This window comes from Limnoraphis robusta CS-951, assembly GCF_000972705.2.
In genome coordinates this window covers 18,911-43,966 of record NZ_LATL02000177.1, presented here as the reverse complement: position 1 = coordinate 43,966, position 25,056 = coordinate 18,911, and the positions used below count along the sequence as shown (strand labels likewise).

Below are 25,056 nucleotides of genomic sequence, written 5' to 3'. Positions count from 1 at the left end.
GGTTTTTTAAATTTAGTAATAGGTGTTAGAGATGGTTTAGAACCCGCCCCTACATAATCATAATCGATTAACCGGACATGGTATCAACTATTCTTCGATCCAAACGGAAACTGATCCTCCCTTACAACGAAATTCAGCCCAACCTTCTTCGTTAGTGTAAATGGGTTCTTTAATGTGTTCAGTCAGATCGATAAACTTAGTATTCCGTTTACCGACTTCCATCCATTTCCAACCGGGAACACTATCACTCATAATCACAGCCATTGCTTTGGGATGTTCTTGATCACCTAAACGAGTCCAACCAATGGTATTATAGTGATCAATGTAATCATATTGATTGCCATAAGCGTAGTGTTGACGGGCATAGAGAAGTTTATCAATGATCCAACGCTGAGAAGGTAAGAAAATCGGATAACGATTGCCATCACGCCCATAATCTTCGTATTCTGCCCCGTAATAATCGGCATGAAAAATACAAGGATATCCTTCTCGCCGCAGTAGAATGATGGCATAAGCAAGCGGTTTAAACCAAGGTTCAACGGGGGATTCTAACGCTTGCAAGGGCTGAGAATCATGGTTTTCGACAAAAGTCACCGCATGAGTCGGACGTTCCTTCATCATCGTGCCATCAAAGATTTGTCGCATATCATAATGTCCCCCCGATTTACTGGCATAATAAAAGTTGTAATGCAGGGGTACATCAAACACTGACATTTTGCCTTGTACTGCGTTCACATACCAATGTAATGTCGAAACACTGTTCTGCCAATATTCCCCAACAACAAACAAATCTTTGCCGACATGACGTTCTAATTCGTCAATCCAAATAGGGAAAAACCAAGAAGAAATATGTTTAATTGCATCAAGGCGAAACCCATCAGCCCCGGTTGTATCAAGATACCATTTTCCCCAACGGATTGCTTCTAGTTGCACTTCGGGTTTTTGAAAATCGAGATCGCATCCCATTAAGTAAGCAAAGTTGCCTTTTTCTAGGGCAACATAATCATCAAATTGTTTTCCCTCAAACAAATAAACGACGTTTTGTTCTTTGCTATAATCATCATAATCAACCGCATCAAAATGCCACCAATGCCATTCAAAATTTGAATATTGGCCTTGACGTCCGGGAAAGGTAAAATGAGTATAGGCTTTAACGTCTCGTAACCCTCCGATTGGATAAACGCGATCATTTTGGTGAAAGGGAGTTGCTTTGGCAATTTCTGTAGATTCACCTCCCATTCGGTGATTGAGAACAACATCGGCATAAACTTGAATCCCGGAATTTTTCAGGGATTGAATGGCATCGATATATTGTTGATAAGTTCCGTATTTTGTACGAACTGAACCTTTTTGATCAAATTCACCCAAATCATACATATCGTAGACACCATACCCGACATCATTCCCTCCACCACTTCCTTTGTAAGCAGGAGGAAGCCAGAGGGCGGTAATTCCAGCATCGGCTAATTCTTGGGCTTTGTTTTTGACTTGTTCCCACAGAGTACCATCGCCAGGGAGGTACCAGTGGAAATATTGCATGATTACGCCGTTGATAGACATGAAAATTGCTCCTTGTTTTGATTTGAGAGTCAGAAATTGAGGACAAATTAGCCGCAATTTACCCTGACTTCATTAACTATTTCACAAAAACTGCTATCTCTTACAACAGTTCTACGGCCTAAACCGAATAATTTCACTATAACTTGCTTGACTTGAATTGACGATTCCCACTTTTGGGGTCGTTCAAGTGAGTTAGACAATCATTTTTCTTGAATAAATTTAACTAAATTATGAATGTAGAATTATCAATTATGAAAGTAACTTACGGATAGGATAACAAAGATCACAGTCCTCCAAGAATTAATCCTTTTTCTCATTCATAATTGATAATTCATAATTCCTCAACTGATCTAATACCCTAATCAAAACGTTCTGCACCTGTAGGTTCTTGATAGTTGAGTCGTCGTTTTTGATGACGATATTCACCGACTAAAGAATAAACAACACTCCGCAGTCGATTTAATGCACCAACTGGACGATGAACGGCTAAACCATTCCAAGGAGAAAAACGTAAATTTTCACAAAAATCGCATTGTTTATCAAGGTTAATCTGTTGATGTTTAACTGTTAAGCGACCGACCGTAAAGAAAGGAGATTCATCTTGATCCCAAAGGACTGTAACATCATCAATAGACATTTCCGGCTTGGTTTTAAATTGGATTCCAAAATCCCAACAATATTCGGCATCGGGTTTAGCTAAAGCTTGAATCAATCACAACAAACGACCAAACGTTTCATGGGTTAAACTTCCTTTTTTATGATCGATTTTCTGCGGATTGAGTGGGTTTCTTAACGGTAAAATGTGACTCGGTAAGGCTTATCTTTTTTGGGAACATTACGATTGACGACATCAGATACCAGCTTGGTTTCGTGAATAATTTCCCAACCTACTGGAGAAAAGGTATCTTTGTTAAAAATTGGCGGGGCTAATAGGGGATTGGTTAAGACTTGAGAAAAGGCATCTACCCCAATTAATCGTCCGACTAACGGCCCTAATGCTGAATTTTCTCGCGGATCTTCGGCGTAAAGTCCGACATAGAATTCTATATTTTCGACGTTACCATACAACCGTGCCAGTTCTTTTTGAACGTCTTCATCGCTGCTAATTTGATCAAAGTCTGTAACCCGAGGAAATTTACACATTTCCCGGTAATCGTTGTAGCTTGCCATTTGTGCTTTTCGTCCCAGTTTAATACTGGGAATTTCGGTCATATCTACCAGAAAATCGGGTGTATTATGTAAACCAATTTGGGTGGCTGGTTGAGAACAGGTTTCTTCCATTAATGCCCCAATTCCCTTGTCGATAATCATCTGATTATTCCACAAAGAAGAATACAAAGAAACGGGTTGACCATCGTATAAAATGGTTTCGGGAATGGCACTATGCCAGCGATAGACCAAATCAAATTCTAGTGTCACCCAATTCTCGCGATACCATCTTTCATCGGTAAATGCAAAGGGATCAACCACAAACTTAAAATGATAGGGCGTGATATGATTAACGTAGTCTTCCGCAACCAGTTTGAGCATGATCACAACGAGAATATTTCGGGCAGTTTGGAAGAGACGTTCATCATCCCATTCTGGATAATTTTGGGCTAAAATATCACAAAGGCGATTGTGTTCCCGTAGACAAATTACATTCAACATCACATAGCCAATGTGAACGTTAGCCCGTTCAACTCCCATTGCAAATAGTTTGGCTTTTCGTTCGGGTGGGAGTCTTTTTTCATCATTTAACGTTTCGTAAAGTCCTTCAAATTCGGGTTTGACTTTGCCTTGTTCAGCATCTTCATAATAAAATGGAGGATATTCTTCACCGTTGATGATTTGGCTTTTGAGTTTACCGCCTTGATGGGTTCTCAATAAATGGGTTTGTTTGGGTTTTAGCCCATAAACGTTACACAAATCAATATGATGGTTTGAAGTGTTTTTAAATTTATTGTTGTGATCGATGCGAAGAAATCCATCCGTAAACCACTGGACAAAATAAGGAAAGAGTAATGTTGATTTTTTGGAATAACGGGTGATTGGGTTGCCGTTTGCATCCTTTTTTTTATGATACAAAATGGCTAAATCTTCAACGGGTGGGAGATTTCCTTCTGTGTTAAATTTGGGAGCGGGGGGTAAATGGCGTCCGACATAAGTGCGATCAGTGAGCGACTCCCTGGAGGTATAAGTATCTGTTTTCTTGGGAATATCCGTTCCGGGAATATGTTCCTCTAGCGTTATCATGCTAAAAGGATAGTGAGTTGCATTGTCAAAATTTTCAGATCCTTATAATGAAGGGAGAAATGCTATACTATAAATGATATAAATGACTGATAACTAGAAAGAGAAACTACTCGTGAAACGTCAGTTGAAGCCATTCCTAATCCTATTCTTATTGGCGATAACAGTATTAACTGATCCACATACAGGAATCGCTGAGTCTGAATCCCCACAAACCGAGTCGCCAACTGAACCCGAGTCAATCCCATCAGAAACCCCACCTTCAGAATCAGTTGAGAAAGATGATAGCTTCATGGACTGGTGTATCAATCGAGAGCAACTTCCTCCCTCGGCTCAACGAACCATGAGTGTTATTTTACAACGAGCCGGAACCTTTAACTGCGCCAGAGCCGCAGAAAATTTAATCACCTACTCTCAACTCGACTTGAGTACCAGTCAAATCTCTGATCTGAGTCCCTTACAATCTTTAACCAGCATTACCCGACTGAAGTTAATTAACAATCAAATCACTGATTTAACCCCCTTGCAATCTTTAAAAAATTTAACGGAAATCAACTTGAGTTATAACAAAGTTAAAGATGTTAGCCCCTTACGCTCCCTGGAAAATTTGAATTTCCTGAACCTCAGTTTCAATCAAGTCGAAGATGTCACCCCTTTACAGTCGTTGAAACAACTCAATGAACTGAATCTCAATAATAATCAAGTCACCGATATTAGTTCGCTTCAACCCTTAGAACGGTTAACCTATTTATTTGTTCGCAATAATCCAATTAAAGAGCCAACCTGTCCAGTCAGTCCTAAGTATATTTGTCAGTTTTAAATCCTGTCCAACGGTCTAACTACAGGTTGATCAATGCTGATTTCCGAAGGCCTTGAGTCGGTTAAACCGTCATTAAAAATCGGCATTCCCGCCTTAACTTGAACGGATAATTTACCGATACAATAGAGGCAATCTTAGCTAACTCCTGGTTTGAGATCCAAAGGAGAGAAACCCATGAACCTCTTAAAAACCGTTGCTTTATTAGGAATACTGAGTGCATTACTCGTGACAATTTGCTCTCAAGTGATTGGCGGAACAACAGGTTTAATGGTGGGCTTAGGTATAGCGGCGATCATGAACCTGGGTTCTTGGTTTTATTCCGATAAAATTGCTTTAGCCGCTTATCGCGCCCAACCTGTTAGCTACGAACAAGCACCCGAACTGCATAAGATGGTGAAGCGACTGTGCGATCGCGCTAATTTACCCATGCCAGGAGTCTACATCGTTCCGACTCAGGCGCCGAACGCCTTTGCCACAGGGCGCGATCCCAAAAATGCCGCAGTTGCCGTTACAGAAGGCATTCTGAAAATATTACCCCAAGATGAACTTGAAGGAGTGATTGCTCACGAACTCACCCACATCAGAAACCGTGATACCCTTACCCAAGCGGTAGCGGCGACGATAGGCGGTGCAATTTCGGCGATCGCTCAATTTGCAACTTATGCGTTATGGTTTGGAGGAAGTTCGCGCAATAATCAACAGGGTGGAAATCCGATTGGTATTCTATTAACGGTAATGTTGGCGCCGATATCAGCGACTGTCATTCAAATGGCAATTTCTCGAACCCGAGAATATTCGGCTGATGCGGGCGCGGCGAAATTAACGAAAAATCCCAAAGCATTGGCTCGGGCGTTACAACGCTTAGATAGTATGGCGCGACAGGTTCCCCTCAGAGCCAACCCTTCGTTTGAACCGCTTTTGATTATGAATGGATTTTCCGGTCAAAGAATGGCAAGTTTGTTCTCAACTCATCCTTCTACAGAAGCTCGGGTACAAGCGTTATTGAAGATTGAACAAGAAATGTCGAGTTTGCCATCCGATTAGTTTAGCGTTAAATTGACAACTAGCTCGATTATTGATGGCAGCTCTTATTATTCCAAAACGATACCTTCTATCGTTTATCGATACAATACACAGGGAAAAAGCTAGACTTTTCCCGAATTAACTTAGAAAAAACTGAAAGAGAGATTGATCAAACTCAGGAGAATAAAGAATGACTGAAGAACACAATGTACCGAAAGAGTCTGCACTGGTAGAAACATCTTCAACAGAAATGACTTCAACCTCCGAAAATTCTTCTACAAGTGAACCTCAGAAAGAAACTGAAGCGTTATTGCAAGCGATTCAGAATTTGGTCAAAATAGAACTGCAAACCGCAGCCGAAATCAATCGTGATGCTTATACCGAAGCGGTGCGAAGTGTCCGAGAGAGAATTGAGCAAATTCGATTGATTGATAAAGAGCAAATTGAGACTTCTTTCAAACAGTTTGAGACGGAAGCTGAAAGCAACTTGCAAGGAATTGTCAAAGATTTAGCCGATTTAGGGGAACGTTTAACAAAGGCGACTCAAGCGTTTTGGGATGTCTTAACGGCTTCTAATAACTCAGAATCTAAATAAGTCAAATTCTGAGATAGAAAAACCCGGCTTCTCCAAAAAACCGGGTTTCTTATACAAAAGATTAACTTACTCTCGGAGAAGTTCCGCTTTAGAGACTCGACATCCGATATTAAAAAGACTCGAACCACATTCAAGCGGAAAAACTTTCTGCTCCATCTTGGCGCTACAACTAATATACTGATTATTGTCAGTATCACGCATCATACAATCAATGGATTGAGCGCCCGATTCTCTAGACCATCTCTCCAAACCAATCATCGCAATCTTATAGGGATAATAGAACCAAAAAAGCCCCGCCACTACTATTAATAAACCTGCAACGGCTAACCCAACTTTCAACTTCCAACCGTTGAGAAATCCTTTAACTCCAGTCGTAGAAGAATTCTGTGGGGGTACTAGCGGTGTTGTAACCGGGGTCTGTGGGACTGTTTCAATCTTTTTTGTGCTTTCGGGTTGAACTTCAGACATAAAATAGCTCCTCTGTATTGTTTTATCTACAAATCTCTACACTTTTTTTGTTAAAATTGCACTCGTTACCCGAGTTTAATTTTAGCTGAATTGATCTCAGCTTACATCCGCTCTAGGACAGATATGCCTAAGAGGGATAATCCTAATTTTAACGTGCGTGCGGTCAGATCGCATAGCCCTAAACGAGAGATTCGTTGAGCGTCTTCTGCTTTCAACACGGGACACTGGTCATAAAATTGATTAAATTTTTGACTAAGTTCAAATAAGTATTGACACAAACGGTTTGGGAGTAAGTCTGTCGCTACGGCTTCAATCACTTCATTGAGTTGTAATAAATGCTTGGCTAGGGTAAATTCAGCCTCTTCTTGAAGCTGCATTTTCGCCTCGGTTCCCACTTGTTTAAAGTCGATTTCTCCTTTGCGACGAATTCCTTGAATTCTCACATAAGCATAGAGTAAATAGGGCGCAGTATTTCCTTGCAATGACAGCATTTTATCAAAACTAAAGACATAGTTACTGGTGCGATTTTGGCTGAGATCTGCGTATTTAACCGCACTCATTCCTACAACTTTTGCCACGTTATCTATAAACGCTTGGGACTCGGTTCTTTCTTCTTCTTTTATCCGCGTTTCTAAATCTTTTTCGGTGCGGTTAATCGCTTCATCTAATAACTCTCGCAGTCTAACCGTTTCCCCGGAACGAGTTTTTAATTTCTTCCCATCTTCCCCTAAAACTAACCCAAACGGAACATGAACCACCTCAACATTATCGGGTATCCAACCTGCTTTTCTCGCCACCTGCCAAACTTGTGTAAAATGATTCGCTTGACCTGCATCGGTCACATAAATCATTCGTTTAGCTTCATCTTGATTAATTCTATATCGTAGTGCCGCTAAATCAGTTGTGGCATAATTATATCCGCCATCAGACTTCTGTACAATTAACGGTAACGCTTCCCCTTCTTTATTTTGAAACCCATCTAAAAAGACACATTTCGCGCCTTGATTTTCTTCTAATAAGCCTGTTTTCTCTAAATCAGCTACAACTTCCGACAATAAGGGATTATAAAACGATTCTCCTCGTTCTTCTAATTTAATATCCAACAAATCATAAATCACTTGAAATTCGCGCCGAGATTGTTCACACAACAGTTGCCAAGCCCGACGGCTATCTTCAGCGCCTGCTTGTAATTTGACCACTTCTTGACGGGCGGCTTCTTTGAAGCCTTCGTCTTCATCAAAGCGAACTTTAGCCTGACGGTAAAATGCGACTAAATCCCCGATATCTAAGGCATCGGCTGTGGTTAACGCTTCGGGATAAACTTCTCGTAAATAAGTAATTAACATTCCAAATTGCGTCCCCCAATCTCCCACATGATTGAGACGCAAAACATCATGTCCTAAAAATTCTAAAATCCTCGCGATCGAATCTCCAATAATCGTTGAACGTAAATGTCCAACGTGCATTTCTTTAGCAATATTCGGGCTAGAAAAATCAACAATCACTTTTTGGGGATGGTCAACGCTGGGAATCCCTAATCGTTCATCTGTTAAAATGGTATTCAGTTTTGCTTCTAAATATTCGGGTTTCAGGCGGAGATTGATAAACCCTGGCCCTGCAATTTCTGGCGGTTGACAAATCTCGCTGATATCCAGTTTTTCGATAATTTGAGCGGCGATCGCTTTAGGATTATTTTTTAATACCTTCGTCAGCGACATCGCCACATTACATTGATAATCCCCAAATTTCGGATTACTCGCCGGAACCAACATCGGGTCAATTCCCGCCATCTCCTCACCAAACGCGGCGATAATGGCGTTGTCAAATTTGGCTTTAAGTTGTTCGACGGTAGAAGGCATTGGACGTGATCCAGTTTTGATAGGGGATTACAAGCTTTATATTGACATCCTCCCCCGCTACACCCGCTAGGGTGTAGCGGGGGATTCCAAAGATCACTCTTTGGGCTTCCTCTTTCCACGAGTTGACTTGCTTGAAGGGATTTCTCCACTCAAGCAGAGGTCAGTCTCTCCAGAGGCGTTGATTCCGACGTGACCCGCCGTACTTAGACCTTTTTCTAATATGTTCCGTGCTGCATTCCAGTCTCGATCCTGGGTGTGTCCACAATGGGGACAAACATGAGTTCTTGTACTAAGAGATTTTTTGACAGTCTCACCACAATTAGAACAGTTCTGCGAAGTGTAGTGAGGTGGAACTGCAACAGTTACCACACCAAACACTTTACCAAAATACTCAACCCACTCCCGAAACAATGACCAGGAAGCATCACTGATCGATTTAGCCAAGCGATGATTCTTGACCATATTTCGCACCTGCAAATCCTCATAGGCCACGAGGTCGTTAGACCTCACCACGCACCTTGCCGTCTTAACAGCAAAGTCTTTACGTGGGCGACTTACTTTGAGGTGCTTACGCGCAAGTTTATTTCTCAACTTGGCTCTGTTTTTAGAGCCTTTTTTCGTTTTAGAAAATCGGCGTTGCAGCCGTTTCAAAGCCTTTTCACTTTTACGCAAGTGTCTAGGGTTTGCAACTGTTTCCCCATTACTGTCGGTGTAGAAGTGGTTCAACCCCACATCAATACCGATAGTTTTACCCGTTGGTTCTCGCCTTTCAACTCGCTCCTGATCGATACAAAATTGGGCATAGTACCCATCAGCACGACGAACGACCCGCACCCTCTTGAACTGTTTAAGCTGGTAGAAATGCAAGTCACGGGTTCCCCAAAGCTTGAAAGTTCCTGCTTTAAAGCCATCGGTAAAAGTGATGTATCTTCGGTCAGTAGAAAGCTTCCATCCACAGGTTTTGTACTCAACACTCCCGTGAGTTTGTTCTTTCTTGAAGCGAGGATAACCTTTCTTCCCTGGCTTACCTTTTTTACAATTATCGAAGAACCTGGCAATTGCACTCCACGCTCTTTCAGCACTCGCTTGACGAGCCATCGAGTTAAGTTTAGATACCCAAGGAAAGTCCGTGTTGGAGGCGAGAACGGCACAGAATTTGTTAAGGTCGTAACGTCCAACACCAATGTTATCCATCCAGTACCGAAGGCAAGCATTGCGAACAAAACGAGCAGTTCTAATCGCTTCATCCAGCTTTAGATACTGCTCGTTCAGTCCCTCAAGTTTTGCCTCAAATACCAGCATTTATGTTACTTGTCTCGACATAAAGGAAGATTACCCAAAGCGGCCTAGCAGGGAAGAAAACGGCGCATTTGAGTAATCAGATGGTCAAAATAAGGGGCGAGATCTTCTGGGTGAGTCTCCGGGAAACGCTTCAAACTTGCGGCTTTCAAGCCTTCTAGCCCAGAAACCATCGCTTGTAAAGGGACATTTAATTCTTCATACAACAATTCCATATAATGTAGCCCTTCTTCGCTGGTATATTCGCGGCCTCCAGCTATCCCATAGGTAATACAGCGCAAAAAATGCCAAAAATCTCGCCAGCAAGCGTTAGCGCGATCGCTCGGATAAAGATCACCCCCTGGATCGGTAATACCTGGATATTCAGACAAAACCGTTTCACGCGCTTCTGTAACAATAGTATCGGCCTGATCTCGCAGTAAACGCACAACACCAACTCGAGCGAGGGCGGCAGCTTTTTCGGGTTCAGGGAAGTCTTGGAAGGTAGCGACTAACGCTTCAAGATCGCTATCGCTGGGATAACGTCCCTCGTCGTCTGCGGCTTGAAACCGGGCGATCGTCGCCGAGGGATAGATTTGTTCCCAGTTAGCCAAGCTGACAATACGGGCTTTGGGGATGAGTTGTTTGGCTCGTTCGGTGAGCATGGGTTTGAAGGTTTAGAGTTTTTAGGGGATTATGGTTCATTTTATTGTTAACACGTCCAGCCTGGTTTTGGGAAAAATACGGCTCAAACTGTACGGTAAATTAATATTTTTTACCAAAATAAAATTATTCTGATCCTAACAATGGCTTCACTTAGGTATGAATACAGTGATTCTGCCCCGGTATTGCCGTCAATCCAAAACCTTAACCTGTGAAACTCAGATTCCGGAAAGTTTAAGAAAATTAACACTTTATTCCGTAAAAATACTAATATCATAATCGGAACGCTATGATAGCTTTGAATTCAGCAAAATAACTTACAAAAGGCAGAAAACAATGACTTTCCCCAATACAAAAGAAAACGTTAAAACTTTAGATAAAGTAACGTCTGATACATCAGAACAAATAACTCACTCTAACTTAGCAGCGATTGGAGTGGGAGTTCTGGGGGGATTTGGAAGTGCATCAGTAAGTGCGCCTGTAACGGTTGCAGGAGCAGTGGTTTGTGTGGCGGCTTATGGCGCGAAAAAAGCGATTCAAGAAAAGGACTGTTGCGCCCTAATTTCTGTAGCTGGAGGTGCATTTACGGGAGCCGGAATTTCTGCCATTTTAAGTGGAATGAGCTTGGCTTTGGCTGAAACAGCCGTCGGTATAAGCATGGGTCCAATTGTCGCCGCAGGTGCAACGATTGGATTAGCAGGGTATGGTTTAACTCGGTTGGTTCAACGGGTGATGACTGTTCAAGCCAATTATGTTCCTGTAAAAAATATGATTGCTCTTCCCCTTCGTTCTAAGCTATAAGCATATAAGGTTTGTGGGGCTAGATACTGAAAGCAAGACGTTAAATAGGGGTATACTCAACCAGTCAAATGAAAGATCTTCAACCGGGTGTTTTTCTGCGAGATTCTGTTTGGATAGTCCAGGCGATTGCTAAGAATTTATACTCAAATCTTAACTAGAATCCTCAAAAAAACATTACAAATTATTAAGAGTAGAGTCGGGTCATCCGTATATTCACGGAGAGAGAAAAAAGCAACGGAATCTCTTGATCAATTGCAGCGTTAATCGATTCCCCTCAACTGTATCTAATCAAACGGGTGAGCGTGAGGAACTTATGATAAAAGCAAGGGGTTAACTCTCAGTTTAGATTCAGCATGAAGTCAACCCCATCAAAAAGCGCTGCGTTTAAATTTGTCATTTTGCTAGGAATTGTCAGTCTGTGTGCGGATGCAACCTATGAAGGGGCGCGAAGTATCAATGGGCAATTTTTAGGATCTCTCGGCGCGACGGGTACGGTTGTCGGGCTGGTTGCGGGGTTCGGTGAATTAATTGCCTACGGGTTACGTTTATTTATTGGTTTTTTAAGCGATCGCACTCGTCAATATTGGCGGATTACAACGATTGGATATATTATTAATACCCTGGTTGTTCCCCTATTAGCTTTAGCCGGAAATTTACCTGTAGCGGCGGGACTGATGATGGCGGAACGAACCGGAAAAGCTATTCGCACTCCTCCGCGAGATGTGTTGTTATCTCATGCGGTGACGCAAGTGGGGACAGGGTTTGGCTTTGGTGTCCATGAAGCGTTGGATCAAATTGGGGCGGTATCTGGGCCATTAATGGTGGCGGTGGTTTTGTCTCTGCAAAATGATTATTCTGCGGGTTATACAACGTTAATGATTCCGGCGGTGATTGGGTTAATTGTACTACTCACTCTACAAAAAGTTTATCCAAATCCCCGTGAATTTGAACTCGCAAATCGAGCAATTCTCAAAGCTGAAAAATTTCCCAAAGCCTTTTGGTTGTATTTGGGATCAGTGGTGTTAATCGCCGCCGGATATGCTGATTTTCCCTTGATTGCCTATCATTTTCAACTGGTGAATCTGAGTGATACTCATTCAATTCCGTTGCTGTATGCTTTAGCAATGGGCGTTGATGCGATCGCCGCTATTTTATTTGGACGACTCTTTGATCGAATTGGACTATTGAGTTTAGCGATCGCGGCTTTTTTGGCTTCAGTATTTGCACCGTTGGTTTTTTTAGGAACGCCTCAAGTGGCTATTGTTGGTATAATCCTTTGGGGAATTGGTATGGGGGCGCAAGAATCGATTATGAAAGCTGGAATTACCCGAATTGTTTCTGCGGATCAGCGAGGTTCTGCGTTTGGAGTTTTTGCAACAGGTTATGGTTTAGCCTGGTTTTTAGGGAGTGTGTTGATGGGGATTTTGTACGATCGCTCTCTCCTGGTTTTGGTGATTTTTTCTGTGATCATTCAACTGCTAGCATTACCGCTTTTGTTAGGCGTTCATCGCCAGATGAATACACCCAACCCTCAATAAGTTCTCGGCTTGTCTATTTAGGCATCTCCGGTGTTAATGATGCTCAAAGATATCTTTAAAATGCAGTAAATCTAAAGTCACCAAAGTCGGTAAACAGTCAAAACAGTTTTGGGCTAAATCTAAGCGTTCTTCTCGCTCTAACATCGCCATCAGTTTTTGTTGTACACTCAATAAATAGCGTACATCGTTGGCTGCATAGTTCAATTGATCTTTGGAAAGATTGCCGACATTTCCCCAGTCTGAACTTTGAGAAGTTTTATCGAGTTCGACTTGTTCGAGTTCTTGGACTAAATCCTTTAGCCCATGTTTTCCGGTGTAGGTTCTGGCTAATTTACTGGCAATTTTGGTACAGAAAACGGGATTAACATCGATATCTAAATAATACAACAATGTGGCCATGTCAAACCGCGCAAAATGAAAAATTTTCAGCACGTTACTGGCTTCTAATAGGGTTTTTAAATGGGGGGCTTCGGTTTGATCTTTTTCAATCCTCACCGCCGTTACTTGACCCTTAGCATCACAAATCTGCACCAAACACAAGCGATCACGCCAGGGTAGTAAACCCATCGTTTCGGTATCGATAGCTAACCGATCAGCCGTTAAGTAACTGGCTAGAATTTCCTCAGAAAGATCGCGATCGCAAACCTGAAAATTATTCATAAGAAAAGAGAAATTTAACTCCGAATCTGATCACCGACTGCGAACAAAAATCTGAGTAAAATAATACTCTCCCTTCGCATTTCTGGCAATCCCGATCCCCGTTAAATTAAAGTTTCCTTCCATATTGCGACGATGACCATCACTGGCGATCCAGCCTTCGACGGCTTTTCGACCCGGATCAGCATATCCCGAATTATACGCTAAATTTTCAGCAATCATCCGATATGGAATTTTTTGACCCACCGCCTGAAATCGTTGTTTTGATCCATCATGGCTAAATTTGACTTCTCCACTCGCCATCGCCTCGCTATGCTTCACAGCTTCCTCGCTAATACGCGGATCAAGTTGTAGGGGAGGTAAGTTTTTTGAGGCGCGATATTCATTGACTTGTTGATGAACAGACTGTTTTAACTCATCGAGATTATCAACAGGTTTGGCGATCGGAAAAGATGACATTTCAGGAATAGAGAATGAAGGATCGATAGGAGTTTGAAAACCCCGTTCCTTTAAAAATAACACAACTGCTATGAATCCGGGTAGAAGAAAGGGTAGGATATGCGATCGCTGTTTGGGCATTTCTTGATGATTCAAATAGATTTTGTACGCTACTTATGGCGATGGGGGATGGTTGGTAGGTACACCGCAAGCATTTATTCTAATTTAACTCATTTTTTAGAAAACAGGAAGAGGTGTAGGGTTGATCAAACGATCTTCTCGTGATGACTGAGGAAAATTACGGCAATTTATTGTCCGGTGTGATGTTTTTGAGGTTGATTTTATTTGTTTTATTAAATTTCCGTAAATCTACGGATGCTTGATGAGAATCAAACGAGTATATTTGAGTTATAAGTTCATTGATCAGATTTTATAAATTTTCACTCTAGGAGTTCTATTCATGCTTGGATGGATTTTTGGTGGCTTCGTTAAAAAGATAGAACGTTCGGCGAAAAAAGTAGAACGAGATTTTGTTGATCGTTCAGCAAAAAAGTTAAATAAACTGGCGAATGACCTTGATTACATCGTCGCCAAACGAACGGACAAAGTAATGAACCGGATGGAAAGTCTAGAAAATAAGACGGTTCAAGATATTAACAAAATAATAGATCAAGCTACGGAAAAAGAATGAATTCCCCGTCTAATAAACAAAGTCCTTTGAAAAGGACTAACAATTAAACTTGAGTCGGTTTTAACCGACTTTCACTATCAGACAGGGAATTAATTCCCTGGTAGGATTTGAATAAAAGATAAATCTAATGAATTCCAACGACAACAAAACCCATCTAGTGGAATTTGAAGTTTTTCGGGGAATGAATTCCCCGTCTAATAAACAAAGTCCTTTGAAAAGGACTAACAATTAAACTTGAGTCGGTTTTAACCGACTTTCGCTATCAGACAGGGAATTAATTCCCTGGTAGGATTTGAATAAAGGATAAATCTAATGAATTCCAACGACAACAAAACCCCTCTAGTGGAATTTGAAGTCTTTCGGGGAATGAATTCCCCGTCTAATAAACAAAGTCCTTTGAAAAGGACTAACAATTAAACTTGAGTCGGTTAAAACCGACTTTCACTATCAGACAGGGAATTAATTCCCTGGTAGGATTTGAATAAAGGATAAATCTAATGAATTACCAGGACAACAAAACACCTCTATAATATTACGAAAGAGCAATTTTTGAGTTAACCAACACTCGGGAACAGCTTCAAACTGAGTTAGAAAATCTCAGAGTGGAATTTGAAGTCTGTCGGGAAATGAATTCCCCGTCTAATAAACAAACCTTTGAAAAGGACTAACAATTAAATTGAGTCGGTTTTAACCGACTTTCGCTATCAGACAGGGAATTAATTCCCTGGTAAAATGATATTTCTTTAGCAAAGGTTGAATTAAATCTTCCTAAATACACCTTTAGATAGAAGAAAATTGAGAAAATAATCGCTAAGTTAGGAGATAGAAACTCAAGACGTAGTATTAAGCGTCAATCTAGATAACGAGGAATCAGTAATGGCTAATCCAAAGACAAAACATTCAGAAAATTTACCCGAAGAAGTTGCTCAAAATGCAGGGGCGAGAACAGCAGAAATCAATGCTAATCCCAATGTTACCGCAGAAGAAACTGAAAATGCGAGAGCGGGAGAACAACCCAGTGGTTCAGGAGGAACAGCGCCGAGTACAGTAGAATCTCATGTTCCGAGTCAAGATAGTCCTTATCCTACAGATCTTCCTTCTGGTAATCACCCAGATCAACGATAACTCTAGCATGACGAGCGAAGATTACAAAACCTTTGTTACTCCTGAAACAGACAGAAGAAAACCACTAAAACACCATAAAACTCAAAGCGCGAATCTTTGTGTCTTTGTGTCTTTGTGGTGAGTTTCCCAATAATGATTGATTCGGGTTAATATTCATAAGGATTTCTCGGTTCAGGAATAGGGGTTAATTTTGTGGCTTTTATCGTTAATCTTCGTTCCCCGTCAATAGTTTGCGTTATCATTTGACCAACGACCTCTAACCAACTATCTTGAGGATAATCTTGGCGGAGAGTATTAGCTGGAAGTAACACAGGTAAACCGACAGGATAAGCATCAGCCGCACAACAAGTAATCACAAACCGAGACAGCCATAAATACTCTGGAGGAAGGGAAGGCGGATAAATAATAAAACCCGTTACTTTAGCTTTTTGATCGGTGTAGGAGTCTGGTTCTGGGTTAACATTCAACATCCGTACCCATTCTATCAACGATCGCTCCTCGGGTTTGGCTGCCGTCCGAAATTCTTGAGGTTGAGTGCGAGTCACAGGTAAAGATTCCGTTAGCCCCCGTTGTAAAGCCGTATGACTGCCGAAAGTTTTTGGGGTGATCCATAAACCCAAAATAGCCGCAGCGAGGAAAATCAGGCTACTCCAGCCGGGAGGAAACAGGCTAATATGTTGAAGAGTTTGGGATTTTTTGGGGATTTCCGACTCAAGACTATCGGTTTGTAGGACTTGGTAAAATTTCACAGTGCCAATTCCCAGTAAACCAATTCCGCCGATAATCGTCAATATGAAATAATTGGGATGAATGAGAATATTGAGTTTACCTGTTATCCAATATTTCAATAATAAAATTCCCCAAGCCAAAATCGCGATCGGATCAAGCCAGGGTTGAACCTTTTGCCATAGGGGAGTTAGGCGACGACGGACAGCAGTGAAGCGACGATCAATCATAGGTAAACGACTACCAACTGAAGTTTAAATTTACAATCAAAGTCAATAAAAAAGTCAGTTGAGCCGCTAATACAATTAAGTAAACCACAGCTCGTCCCTTAAATACAGATAACATCAAGCCAACGGTTTTAATGTCAATCATCGGCCCGAATACCAAAAATGCTAACAGTGATCCACTGGTAAAGGTTGCAGCAAAAGAAAGGGCAAAAAACGCATCAACAGTTGAACAAATCGAAACCACTCCCCCCAACAGTAACATCGCGACAATCGAGGAAACCGGCCCATGTCCTAAACTGAGAATAATTTCACGGGGCATCGCCACCTGAATAATAGCAGCGATCGCACTGCCAATCACCAAAATACCGCCTAACTCCCGCAATTCTTGTACCATATTTTCGACCATCAAGCCCAAACGTTCTTTTGAGGGGCGAAAAAACAGAGATCGGAAGTGAATGGTTGGGCGTTTATCGAGTTTTGAAGTCTTTTTGTCTGTTGTCCCCATGCCTTGTCCGGCTTGCCAAAACGGGATAGACTCTAGCCTAACCGGTTGTTCGGCTGACCCTAACAAATAAGTCCCCGGTTGCAGCAAGGGTGAACTTTCACTCGCCTCAGTCGTTTTTTTGTTGGGGGGCGGGGACGGTAACAGACGGGCGAGAGTCGGTTGGAGGATGGGGCGTAGGTCTTTCTGGAAACTAAACACCCAACCGAGTAAGGTGGCAATCATCAACGATAATAGAACACGCAGAAAAACAATTTCCGGTTGGTCACGAAAAGCGATCCAAGTAGACCAGATAACAATAGGATTGATCGTGGGGGCGGCAAATAAAAATCCAATGGCGGCGGAAGCGGGTATTCCCTGAATGAGAAACCGACGGGCAACCGGAACGTTACCGCATTCACACACCGGAAACAAAAATCCCACCAAACTGCCGAATAATGCGGCTAAAAGTGGATGAGTAGGAACCAATGACAGAAGTTTGCGTTCATCGACTAACTGATTGAGAACACTTGAAAATAAGACTCCTAATAGCAGAAACGGCAATGCCTCAACGAGTAAGCTGAGGAAAAGCGTAAACCCGCTATTAAGCTGATTAATAAAGGTTGATTCCATGCCTCATCAAGTTTGAACAGGGCGCATCCGGTTGGGAGTTGGCTTCAATGGTGTTAAAAACCTCTGTGCCTAACCCAGTAGGATGTTGACGATCTTTGCAAAAATAGGCATTCCAAGGATAGAGGGCGGGTCAGATTAAGATGAAATTGCGATCACAATTTTCGCTCGAAACTTTTATTCTATCCGATGATACCATTTAGACGGCTATTGAGTTTTCAAACAACTCAAGCACTCAACCGGATGATTGCCCCTCAATAGCCCATAAAATTTAGCGCACTGTAACGGGTTCACCGACAATAACGCGATGATCGCCGGATAACCCAAACGCCCGATGAACTGCTTGTAAGGCTTGTATACTCTGTTCTTCATCCACGACGCAACTAATTTTAATTTCTGAGGTGGCAATCATGGAAATATTAATGTTTTCTTTTGCCAAAGCCTCAAACATTCGCGCCGCAACTCCGGGATGATCCACCATTCCCGCCCCGACTGCGCTTACTTTGGCGATCGCTTTATTGACGACAATTTCCCCACAGCCTAACTCGCTAGTTGCTTCTTCTAACACCCTTTGGGCGTCATCTGCATCGGCTTGTGAGAGTGTAAAAGCAATATCACGAGTTAAAATGCCATTGACTTGATGACAGCGTTGGGACTGAATAATCATATCGACGCTAATATTATGTTCAGCCAACAGGGCGAACACTTTCGCGGCCATTCCCGGACGATCGGGGATGTGACGAATGGCTAAACGGGCTTGATGGCGATCGAGGGCAACTCCCCGCACAGGCGGTAAAGGAGTCGTAGAGGTTGGAGTGGATAACGGCATTTCTGGGGTGCCTAAATTCACTTCAAACTGTTGACACAAGGCTTCAACGGCGCGATCGCAGTCAACGGCGGCGATCACACAACTCACCTTGACTTCCGAAGTGGAAATCATCTGAATATTAATTCCTGCTTCGGCTAAGGTGGTAAACATCCCCGATGCCACATTCGGACGGCCAATCATTCCCGCCCCGACAATACTGACTTTGGCAATAGGGGTTTGATCGCCTTTGACTTCGGGTTGTCCTAAATTCGCATCTTCGTTGTAGCCCAACGTTGGTAATAAAGCCTCTGCAACGGCGATCGCTTGATTGTAGGAATCCTTGCCAACGGTAAAGGTGATATCGTTAATATTGGCTTCGTGAATCGACTGAATAATCAAATCCACATTTAACTGTTGTAGGGCAATTCCCCCAAACAGTTTCGCCGCAATACCCGGACGATCCGGCACCCGCAACAGAGAAACCGCCGCTTGGTTGGTGTCAAATTCTACCGCATCAACCGGATGCGTTAATTCTAAGCCTTCTAGGGGTCGAGGTTGACGAGTCGCAGAGGTAACGCGAGTTCCCGGTTCATCACTCCAACTCGATCGCACCACCAACGGCATCCCATAGTTTCGGGCTATTTCCACCGCCCGAGGATGCAACACTTTCGCCCCCAAACTGGCTAATTCCAACATCTCGTCACAGGTAATTTCCGTCATTAACTGGGCTTCAGGAACCAAACGCGGATCAGTGGTTAAAATGCCGGGAACATCGGTATAAATTTCACATTGATCGGCTTGTAGGGCTGCCGCCAACGCCACCGCCGAAGTATCTGAACCGCCCCGCCCTAGCGTTGTGATTTCTAATTCTTCCCGGTCTGTAATCCCCTGGAAGCCTGCGACAACGACAACTTTACCTTTTTTGAGGTGACGTTCAATTCTATCGGTTTGAATGTGCAGAATTCGGGCGCGAGTATGTTCAGCTTCGGTCACAATTCCCACTTGGGCGCCGGTCATAGAAATGGCGGGTTGTCCGAGTTCTTGGATCGCCATACTCATCAGTGCGATGCTGACTTGTTCTCCCGTTGAGAGTAACATATCCATTTCTCGGCGGTTGGGTGTTGTAGAAATTTCCGTCGCCAGCTTGACGAGTTGATCCGTTGTTTTTCCCATCGCTGAAACAACGACAACCACCGAATGTTCGCGGGCTGTTTTCACGACTCGTTGAGCAACCGCTTGGATGCGTTCAACAGATCCGACAGAGGTACCACCGTATTTTTGGACTATCAGCATAGCAACTTGAGAATATTGGGAATGGAATGCGATCGCAAGTGAGTCTGGGACATTGGACATCTGTAGATGCCCTTAAGTTCCGAGCCGAATCCCTTCAAAAACGGATTTGACTCTATGGATGCCTCTCCATATTTTAGAGGACAGGATATCATACAGAACGTTGCATGACACCAATCCTGAAGCGACAAGAAGCTCAAAGTAGAAGTTTCAAGTTTAATTGAAGTGAGCGACTGCCATCAGGATAGACTGAAAAACCCGGTTTGGCGTTGATGTACGGGGAGCAACATACAAAATTAGACAAAATATAACAAATTGCATAACCTCTGATAAGCCAGACATATGTACTGACAAGTTAGTTAAAGTCAAACTTACTCAGTTTTGCCCTTTTTATGAATACTTCTTAAGTTGTGTTGCTTGATCGGTTTTCAACATTCTCACAATTTTAGCGATCGCACCTCTGGTCATTCCAGGGGAAATTAACATGGATTTTTTGGGATTTTTACAATCAGGTTTAATGTAAAAAATAAATTTGAAATAAATCTCAAAAATTGCATAACCGATTTGGGGTCAGACATAAGTAAAAGTAAGCGAACATCAAAGCATTTTTTAAGTATTCAAGCCCAACATAAAGCGGCTAGTTCTAAATGCCAAGATGTCAATTGAGCTTTTTTGTAGTCATCATACAAAGGAAAACAGACTCGTGAGTACCTTAGCATTAACTCAAGATACATCTAAATTTGAAAAAGTTCTGGCTCAATTAGTTAAAGCCACGAATGCCGATCCTTACGATCCATTTAAAGAACTAATTTGGCCAGAAAGCCTGGAAGAAGGCAAGTTTTGGATGTCATTCGATCTGATGTCCATTCATGGCACTCGCTTTGAACATGAACTTTCTGAAGAACAGAAAATTGAACTGAGTCAGTGGGAATTTGTCAACTTTTGCAGTTTGAATGTAACAGGAATTCGTGAACTCTTAGTCGAAATGACTAGCAGACTACACACCCCAGGTTTTGAACTTCTTTCTGAATATCTGCATCATTTAATTTCAGAAGAAAATGAACATATGTGGTATTTCTCTAAATTTTGTCTGCAATATGGGGGCAAAATTTATCCAGATCGAGCCTTAGCCGTTGCTCATTTACCCGAAGCTGATATTGCCAACTTCATGCTATTTACTCGGATTTTGATCTTTGAGGAAATTGTTGATTTTTATAATCGCCGCATGGGTAAAGATACAACATTACCTCAATTTGTTCAAAAAATGAATGAGTTGCACCATCTCGATGAAGGTCGTCACATTACCTATGGTCGCCTCTATGTTGACTTGTTTTATCAGCAGTTAAAAGACACCTATCCACAACAAAGACTTTTGGAAATTGAAACTGCGGTTAAAACCTTTATGCAGCTTTCCGTTCAAAAACTGTATCGACGTGAAATGTATATCGATGCAGGTCTTGAACAGCCTGGAAAGATGCGGAAAGAATTGCTCGCTCATCCGACCCGTCATCAATATAACTCTCAATTAATCTCGGGAACTGCTAAGTTTTTCACCAAAATAGGCTTATTTTCTACCCCCGACGTCTTAGCTGAACCCGCAGCAGTTCTCAACTAAATCTTATCTCAAAGTTCGGAAGTACAAAAGGCAAGCCGCATGAAACTTTTCCAAGCCAGAATTATCGGTGGGGGTGCAACGTTTGTGGGGGTTGGTATTGCGCGAATGGCGTTTACACCGTTGGCTGCTGTAGCGGTTCATCAAGGATTATGGCCGACCAACGCACCCAGTAAAATCGCAGCATTCTTATTAATTGCTTATGCTGCCGGCGCCACGACCGCACCCTGGCTACTCCGAAAACTTAAAGCGAGTCGATTATTACAAATCAGTTTGTTTTTGAGTAGCCTTTGCCTGGTTTTAGAAGCTTTATCCCCAACGGTGGGAATCTGGCTTTTAACCCGCAGTGTTCTTGGTTTTTTCGGTGCCTGTTTAATGGTAAGCGGCCCAATTTTAGCCCTCAGTTTGGGGACTCCAGAAGACCGTCATCAAACTCAATTTTGGACGTTTAGCGGGATTGGTTTGGGGGCTTGTATTTCTGCTAGTTTGATTGAGTTTCGTTCAGAGCTAATATTCATGTTGATTCCGATGATTTTACTCTGTTTTGGACTGTTTACTTCAAGCTTATATTGGGCAGAATCACCTGAGCCGTCCTTAAATTCCCCCACCGATTTTAGAGTTTCCCTTCCGAAATTGCTGATTTTCGCTTACGGCTTGGATGCGATCGCTTACATTCCCGCAACGGTTTATTTGAGTGATTATGTCAGCAATGAACTGGGTTTAGAAGTCGGAAACGAGTTGTGGCAATTGTTCGGAGTGGGCGCGATCTTTGGCCCCTATCTGGCAACAGAATTATCCAAACGACTCGGATCGGCAACCGCCTTACATCTGGCTTACCTCTCGAAAACCCTGGCGTTGTTGATACTGGCTTCGACTGAACACATTGAATTACTCGCTCTGGGATCAACCCTCACAGGCGCTTGTGTTCCCGCGATCGTCTTGTTAACCGCAGCAGAATTGCGTCGAATACTCGGTACTCAATTGTTTTCCTGGGCTTGGTCAATTTCTACCTCAATTTTCGCCTGTTCGCAAGCGATCGGCGCCCTGACAATGGCTTTTTGCTTCCAACTTTTGCACAGTTATCAACCCTTGTTTGTTGCCGGAACATTGCTGTTGATGCCAGCTTGTTTCCTCAGTTTCAAATCTTTGCAGCATCAATCTTCTTAACTGTTTTTTTCGCTCAATATCTGCCTTTATTACTGATTACAAGGACGGACATCATGTTGAACAAATTAACCTCTGCTTTCGTTGTTTTAGGCGTTTCTTTAGCTGCACCCGCCCAAGCCGCCACCTTACAAACGAGCAACCTTTTTGAGTTACCCACCCGGACACCGATTGTTGATTCTGTTGCCACACTGAACAGAACTTCAAATAGTCTCGACTTAAATATTAACACCTCAAATCTCGATCCAGGTGCCTATAGTGTTTGGTGGTTAATCTTTAACAATCCTGAATTTTGTGTAGAGGGTTGTGGTGTCGATGACTTTGCTAATCCTGATGTTCAAGCTTCCGTAATCTGGGCAACAGGAGATGTTGTTGATGCGAGTGAAATCGGTGATTTTAGCGCCAGTTTAACTGAAAATTATTTACCCGATAATCCTCAACAACTCTTGTTTGGAAATGGGTTACTTGATTCTTTTGCCGCAGAAATTCAATCGGTTGTTCGCTATCACGGCCCTGCTAGTGATGAGCCGGATTTATTAGAACAGCAACTCACCACTTTTAACGGTCAATGTTCACTCACAGCAGGCGATGGTTTATTCCCTTGTTCTGATAGTCAGATTACCCAGTTTGAAGGGGTAAAAGTTCCCGAACCGTCTTCTGTTCTCGGATTCATGGGGTTGGGTATTTTCGGACTCGTTTTTCGTAAAAAAACCCTCGGCTAAGAGTAATCGTTTTTAACGTACAGGACTTACTTTAAACTGCGTAAGTCCTCCCAACAAACGAGCAATATTTATCATCACCGGGAACAAAAATTATGAAGCAAGGAATACTGGTTTCTCTGCTCCGAAAAGCGGCAGAACGTTGGCCAGAACAAGTCTATTTAGATGGAGAAAAGTCTTATAGCTATACAGAAGCCATCAGCACAGTTTATCAGCTTGCCAAACAGTTAGAATCTGCGGGGGTGAAACGTTGGGATCGAGTTCTGATTTTTACTCAAAATAGACCCGAAATTGTACTCGCTTTATTTGCCGCTAATTTACTCGGCGCAACGGCTACCATTTTACACGAAGCCACCGCAGCAAATTCACTGCAAAAAATTAGCAGTCAACTTGAACCCAAGGTTATATTTTTAGACCCAACCACAAGAGAAAAGGGTGAATGTTTTTCAGGGTGTTTACAACTCGATATCGCGGCGATTAAGAACTTTGAACCCCAACCTTTAACGGAAACTCTCCAAGCCTTTGATGAAATGGCTTTTAGAGTCAATGGAATTGATACAGACCCCGCCCTGATTATTTACACTTCCGGTTCAACAGGTTCTCCGCGAGGGGTTGTTCTCACTCAAGATAACGTGCTGTTTGTTGTCGAAAAAATTCAAGCTCGACTGCGTTATTCTTCAGAGGATGCGATTGGTTTATTTCTCCCTTTATCCTTCGATTACGGTCTGTATCAAGCCTTTCTCGCCGCACAAGTTGGCGCTCGTTTAGTCGTTAATCGTTCTGAATTTGCCGGCCCCGCTTTATTGGGTACATTACGTCAACAAAAGATTACTATTCTTCCGGGAATTCCTAATCTGTTTGAATCCCTGATCAGAATTCTAGAACGACGTCAACAAACCCTCCCCGAAATTCGCTTAATTACGAACACAGGCGCTCATCTCAGTCCCCAACATATTGAGCGATTAAAAAATATCTTACCCAACGGATTAATCTATCCGATGTATGGATTAACCGAATGTAAGCGCGTCTCAATTTTAACGCCTGAAGAAGCAGAAAAACACCCCGGTTCTGTTGGACGACCCCTCGATAATACCCAAGCTTTTATTGTTGATGAAGCGGGGAATTTATTACCTCCTGGAGAAGTCGGGGAATTGGTAATTTGTGGGCGTCATGTTGCCTTGGGATATTGGAAAGCGCCGATGGAAACAGAGGTTCGATATCGCACTCATCCGTTAGGAATTGGGCGGGCTTTATATACGGGCGATGATTTCCAAATGGATGAAGCCGGATATCTCTATTTTGTTGGACGACGAGATGCCCAAATTAAGCGACGAGGATTTCGGATACATCCCTTAGAAATTGAAACCGCAGCTTTAGAAATTGAGGGGGTTAAAGATGCTTCAGTGGTGCAAATTGACGATCATTTAGCTTTATTTGTAGTCGGCGAATCGGATGTTAGCGAAAAAATGATCTTATCAACACTGAGTCGGGTGTTAGAATCCTACAAAATTCCTGATTCTGTAGAGATATTAGATCGACTTCCTAGCACTTATAACGGCAAAGTTGATCGCCGAATGCTCGTGGAAATGAAAACGTCAAAACTGTTAACTAAAAGTTGACATTTGCTCATAATTTAATCCCTTATCCCTTC

At 42.5% G+C, this 25,056-nt stretch carries 23 protein-coding genes; 11 read left to right on the top strand and 12 right to left on the bottom strand.

The features are described from left to right. Positions 1-87 precede the first annotated feature (87 nt). The 3 genes from WN50_RS15140 to WN50_RS15130 form a co-directional block, all read right to left on the bottom strand. Entirely contained in the window at positions 88-1,560 is a 1,473-nt protein-coding gene (locus WN50_RS15140) for an alpha-amylase (protein WP_046276807.1), read from the bottom strand. A gap of 358 nt (positions 1,561-1,918) precedes the next feature. After that, positions 1,919-2,272 carry a catalase family protein gene (locus tag WN50_RS15135; RefSeq protein ID WP_046276806.1) on the bottom strand — a complete coding sequence of 118 codons (354 nt, stop codon included), beginning with the start codon at positions 2,270-2,272 and terminating at the stop codon, positions 1,919-1,921. 77 nt (positions 2,273-2,349) lie between these two features. Continuing rightward, on the bottom strand, positions 2,350-3,795 hold the full coding sequence (locus WN50_RS15130) for a peroxidase family protein (protein ID WP_072075586.1): 1,446 nt from the start codon (positions 3,793-3,795) through the stop codon (positions 2,350-2,352). Between the two features lie 112 nt (positions 3,796-3,907). Between WN50_RS15130 and WN50_RS15125 the strand changes: the two genes are divergently transcribed. From WN50_RS15125 to WN50_RS15115, 3 genes are all read left to right on the top strand, one after another. After that, the gene (locus WN50_RS15125) at positions 3,908-4,612 is read left to right on the top strand and encodes a leucine-rich repeat domain-containing protein (protein WP_046276805.1); all 705 of its coding nucleotides are present in this window, start codon (positions 3,908-3,910) and stop codon (positions 4,610-4,612) included. A gap of 174 nt (positions 4,613-4,786) precedes the next feature. Next, positions 4,787-5,656, top strand: a complete 870-nt coding sequence (locus WN50_RS15120) for a zinc metalloprotease HtpX (protein ID WP_046276804.1) — start codon at positions 4,787-4,789, stop codon at positions 5,654-5,656. A gap of 169 nt (positions 5,657-5,825) precedes the next feature. Next, positions 5,826-6,230: a hypothetical protein gene (locus WN50_RS15115; RefSeq protein WP_046276803.1), complete on the top strand. Its 405-nt coding sequence runs from the start codon at positions 5,826-5,828 to the stop codon at positions 6,228-6,230. Between the two features lie 66 nt (positions 6,231-6,296). Here WN50_RS15115 and WN50_RS15110 read toward each other — a convergent pair whose 3' ends face one another. From WN50_RS15110 to WN50_RS15095, 4 genes are all read right to left on the bottom strand, one after another. Then, positions 6,297-6,698: a hypothetical protein gene (locus WN50_RS15110; RefSeq protein ID WP_046276802.1), complete on the bottom strand. Its 402-nt coding sequence runs from the start codon at positions 6,696-6,698 to the stop codon at positions 6,297-6,299. Positions 6,699-6,799: 101 nt separating this feature from the next. Next, positions 6,800-8,557, bottom strand: a complete 1,758-nt coding sequence (gene argS / locus WN50_RS15105) for an arginine--tRNA ligase (protein ID WP_046276801.1) — start codon at positions 8,555-8,557, stop codon at positions 6,800-6,802. Between the two features lie 93 nt (positions 8,558-8,650). After that, positions 8,651-9,859 (bottom strand): RNA-guided endonuclease InsQ/TnpB family protein, encoded by a 1,209-nt coding sequence (locus WN50_RS15100; protein ID WP_046276800.1) that lies wholly within the window; start codon positions 9,857-9,859, stop codon positions 8,651-8,653. Positions 9,860-9,903: 44 nt separating this feature from the next. Continuing rightward, entirely contained in the window at positions 9,904-10,500 is a 597-nt protein-coding gene (locus WN50_RS15095) for a globin family protein (RefSeq protein WP_046276799.1), read from the bottom strand. Positions 10,501-10,834: 334 nt separating this feature from the next. Between WN50_RS15095 and WN50_RS30980 the strand changes: the two genes are divergently transcribed. Further along, complete coding sequence (locus tag WN50_RS30980) at positions 10,835-11,299, top strand: hypothetical protein (RefSeq protein WP_053221527.1); 465 nt, start codon at positions 10,835-10,837, stop codon at positions 11,297-11,299. Positions 11,300-11,652: 353 nt separating this feature from the next. Beyond that, the gene (locus WN50_RS15085) at positions 11,653-12,837 is read left to right on the top strand and encodes an MFS transporter (RefSeq protein WP_046276798.1); all 1,185 of its coding nucleotides are present in this window, start codon (positions 11,653-11,655) and stop codon (positions 12,835-12,837) included. 33 nt (positions 12,838-12,870) lie between these two features. Here the strand turns inward: WN50_RS15085 and WN50_RS15080 are convergent, their stop codons facing one another. Both WN50_RS15080 and WN50_RS15075 read right to left on the bottom strand, forming a co-directional pair. After that, a complete protein-coding gene (locus WN50_RS15080; RefSeq protein WP_046276797.1) occupies positions 12,871-13,497 on the bottom strand; it encodes a ribonuclease H-like domain-containing protein in 627 nt (208 codons plus the stop codon). 30 nt (positions 13,498-13,527) lie between these two features. Then, positions 13,528-14,073 (bottom strand): CAP domain-containing protein, encoded by a 546-nt coding sequence (locus WN50_RS15075; RefSeq protein WP_053221526.1) that lies wholly within the window; start codon positions 14,071-14,073, stop codon positions 13,528-13,530. Between the two features lie 319 nt (positions 14,074-14,392). Between WN50_RS15075 and WN50_RS15070 the strand changes: the two genes are divergently transcribed. Together WN50_RS15070 and WN50_RS15065 are read left to right on the top strand one after the other, a co-directional pair. After that, positions 14,393-14,623, top strand: a complete 231-nt coding sequence (locus WN50_RS15070) for a hypothetical protein (RefSeq protein ID WP_046276796.1) — start codon at positions 14,393-14,395, stop codon at positions 14,621-14,623. 876 nt (positions 14,624-15,499) lie between these two features. Beyond that, positions 15,500-15,748, top strand: a complete 249-nt coding sequence (locus WN50_RS15065) for a hypothetical protein (protein ID WP_046276795.1) — start codon at positions 15,500-15,502, stop codon at positions 15,746-15,748. 146 nt (positions 15,749-15,894) lie between these two features. On the opposite strand, the gene WN50_RS15060 is transcribed toward WN50_RS15065, so the two are convergent. The 3 genes from WN50_RS15060 to WN50_RS15050 form a co-directional block, all read right to left on the bottom strand. Next, positions 15,895-16,704 (bottom strand): TIGR03943 family putative permease subunit, encoded by an 810-nt coding sequence (locus WN50_RS15060; RefSeq protein ID WP_046276794.1) that lies wholly within the window; start codon positions 16,702-16,704, stop codon positions 15,895-15,897. A gap of 10 nt (positions 16,705-16,714) precedes the next feature. Continuing rightward, on the bottom strand, positions 16,715-17,815 hold the full coding sequence (locus WN50_RS15055; protein ID WP_046276793.1) for a permease: 1,101 nt from the start codon (positions 17,813-17,815) through the stop codon (positions 16,715-16,717). Positions 17,816-18,083: 268 nt separating this feature from the next. Next, complete coding sequence (locus WN50_RS15050) at positions 18,084-19,913, bottom strand: aspartate kinase (protein ID WP_046276792.1); 1,830 nt, start codon at positions 19,911-19,913, stop codon at positions 18,084-18,086. Between the two features lie 700 nt (positions 19,914-20,613). On the opposite strand from WN50_RS15050, the gene WN50_RS15045 reads away from it, so the two are divergent. The 4 genes from WN50_RS15045 to WN50_RS15030 all read left to right on the top strand — a co-directional run bounded on the left by WN50_RS15045 (position 20,614) and on the right by WN50_RS15030 (position 25,024). Further along, positions 20,614-21,525, top strand: a complete 912-nt coding sequence (locus WN50_RS15045) for a diiron oxygenase (protein ID WP_046276815.1) — start codon at positions 20,614-20,616, stop codon at positions 21,523-21,525. 39 nt (positions 21,526-21,564) lie between these two features. Then, complete coding sequence (locus WN50_RS15040) at positions 21,565-22,689, top strand: YbfB/YjiJ family MFS transporter (protein ID WP_046276791.1); 1,125 nt, start codon at positions 21,565-21,567, stop codon at positions 22,687-22,689. A 53-nt stretch (positions 22,690-22,742) separates the two neighbouring features. Beyond that, positions 22,743-23,408: a PEP-CTERM sorting domain-containing protein gene (locus WN50_RS15035; RefSeq protein WP_046276790.1), complete on the top strand. Its 666-nt coding sequence runs from the start codon at positions 22,743-22,745 to the stop codon at positions 23,406-23,408. 92 nt (positions 23,409-23,500) lie between these two features. Next, a complete protein-coding gene (locus tag WN50_RS15030; protein ID WP_049559672.1) occupies positions 23,501-25,024 on the top strand; it encodes a class I adenylate-forming enzyme family protein in 1,524 nt (507 codons plus the stop codon). The last annotated feature ends 32 nt before the right edge of the window (positions 25,025-25,056 follow it).

Excerpts from the sequence above, each read along its gene's own strand:
- WN50_RS15050 (WP_046276792.1), bottom strand. The coding sequence starts at position 19,913 with ATGCTGATAGTCCAAAAATACGGTGGTACCTCTGTCGGATCTGTTGAA.
- WN50_RS15065 (WP_046276795.1), top strand. The coding sequence starts at position 15,500 with ATGGCTAATCCAAAGACAAAACATTCAGAAAATTTACCCGAAGAAGTT.
- WN50_RS15035 (WP_046276790.1), top strand. The coding sequence starts at position 22,743 with ATGTTGAACAAATTAACCTCTGCTTTCGTTGTTTTAGGCGTTTCTTTA.
- WN50_RS15055 (WP_046276793.1), bottom strand. The coding sequence starts at position 17,815 with ATGGAATCAACCTTTATTAATCAGCTTAATAGCGGGTTTACGCTTTTC.
- WN50_RS15100 (WP_046276800.1), bottom strand. The coding sequence starts at position 9,859 with ATGCTGGTATTTGAGGCAAAACTTGAGGGACTGAACGAGCAGTATCTA.
- WN50_RS15110 (WP_046276802.1), bottom strand. The coding sequence starts at position 6,698 with ATGTCTGAAGTTCAACCCGAAAGCACAAAAAAGATTGAAACAGTCCCA.
- WN50_RS15060 (WP_046276794.1), bottom strand. The coding sequence starts at position 16,704 with ATGATTGATCGTCGCTTCACTGCTGTCCGTCGTCGCCTAACTCCCCTA.
- argS (WP_046276801.1), bottom strand. The coding sequence starts at position 8,557 with ATGCCTTCTACCGTCGAACAACTTAAAGCCAAATTTGACAACGCCATT.
- WN50_RS15115 (WP_046276803.1), top strand. The coding sequence starts at position 5,826 with ATGACTGAAGAACACAATGTACCGAAAGAGTCTGCACTGGTAGAAACA.
- WN50_RS15120 (WP_046276804.1), top strand. The coding sequence starts at position 4,787 with ATGAACCTCTTAAAAACCGTTGCTTTATTAGGAATACTGAGTGCATTA.
- WN50_RS15040 (WP_046276791.1), top strand. The coding sequence starts at position 21,565 with ATGAAACTTTTCCAAGCCAGAATTATCGGTGGGGGTGCAACGTTTGTG.
- WN50_RS15085 (WP_046276798.1), top strand. The coding sequence starts at position 11,653 with ATGAAGTCAACCCCATCAAAAAGCGCTGCGTTTAAATTTGTCATTTTG.
- WN50_RS15080 (WP_046276797.1), bottom strand. The coding sequence starts at position 13,497 with ATGAATAATTTTCAGGTTTGCGATCGCGATCTTTCTGAGGAAATTCTA.
- WN50_RS15130 (WP_072075586.1), bottom strand. The coding sequence starts at position 3,795 with ATGATAACGCTAGAGGAACATATTCCCGGAACGGATATTCCCAAGAAA.
- WN50_RS30980 (WP_053221527.1), top strand. The coding sequence starts at position 10,835 with ATGACTTTCCCCAATACAAAAGAAAACGTTAAAACTTTAGATAAAGTA.
- WN50_RS15070 (WP_046276796.1), top strand. The coding sequence starts at position 14,393 with ATGCTTGGATGGATTTTTGGTGGCTTCGTTAAAAAGATAGAACGTTCG.
- WN50_RS15075 (WP_053221526.1), bottom strand. The coding sequence starts at position 14,073 with ATGCCCAAACAGCGATCGCATATCCTACCCTTTCTTCTACCCGGATTC.
- WN50_RS15140 (WP_046276807.1), bottom strand. The coding sequence starts at position 1,560 with ATGTCTATCAACGGCGTAATCATGCAATATTTCCACTGGTACCTCCCT.
- WN50_RS15095 (WP_046276799.1), bottom strand. The coding sequence starts at position 10,500 with ATGCTCACCGAACGAGCCAAACAACTCATCCCCAAAGCCCGTATTGTC.
- WN50_RS15030 (WP_049559672.1), top strand. The coding sequence starts at position 23,501 with ATGAAGCAAGGAATACTGGTTTCTCTGCTCCGAAAAGCGGCAGAACGT.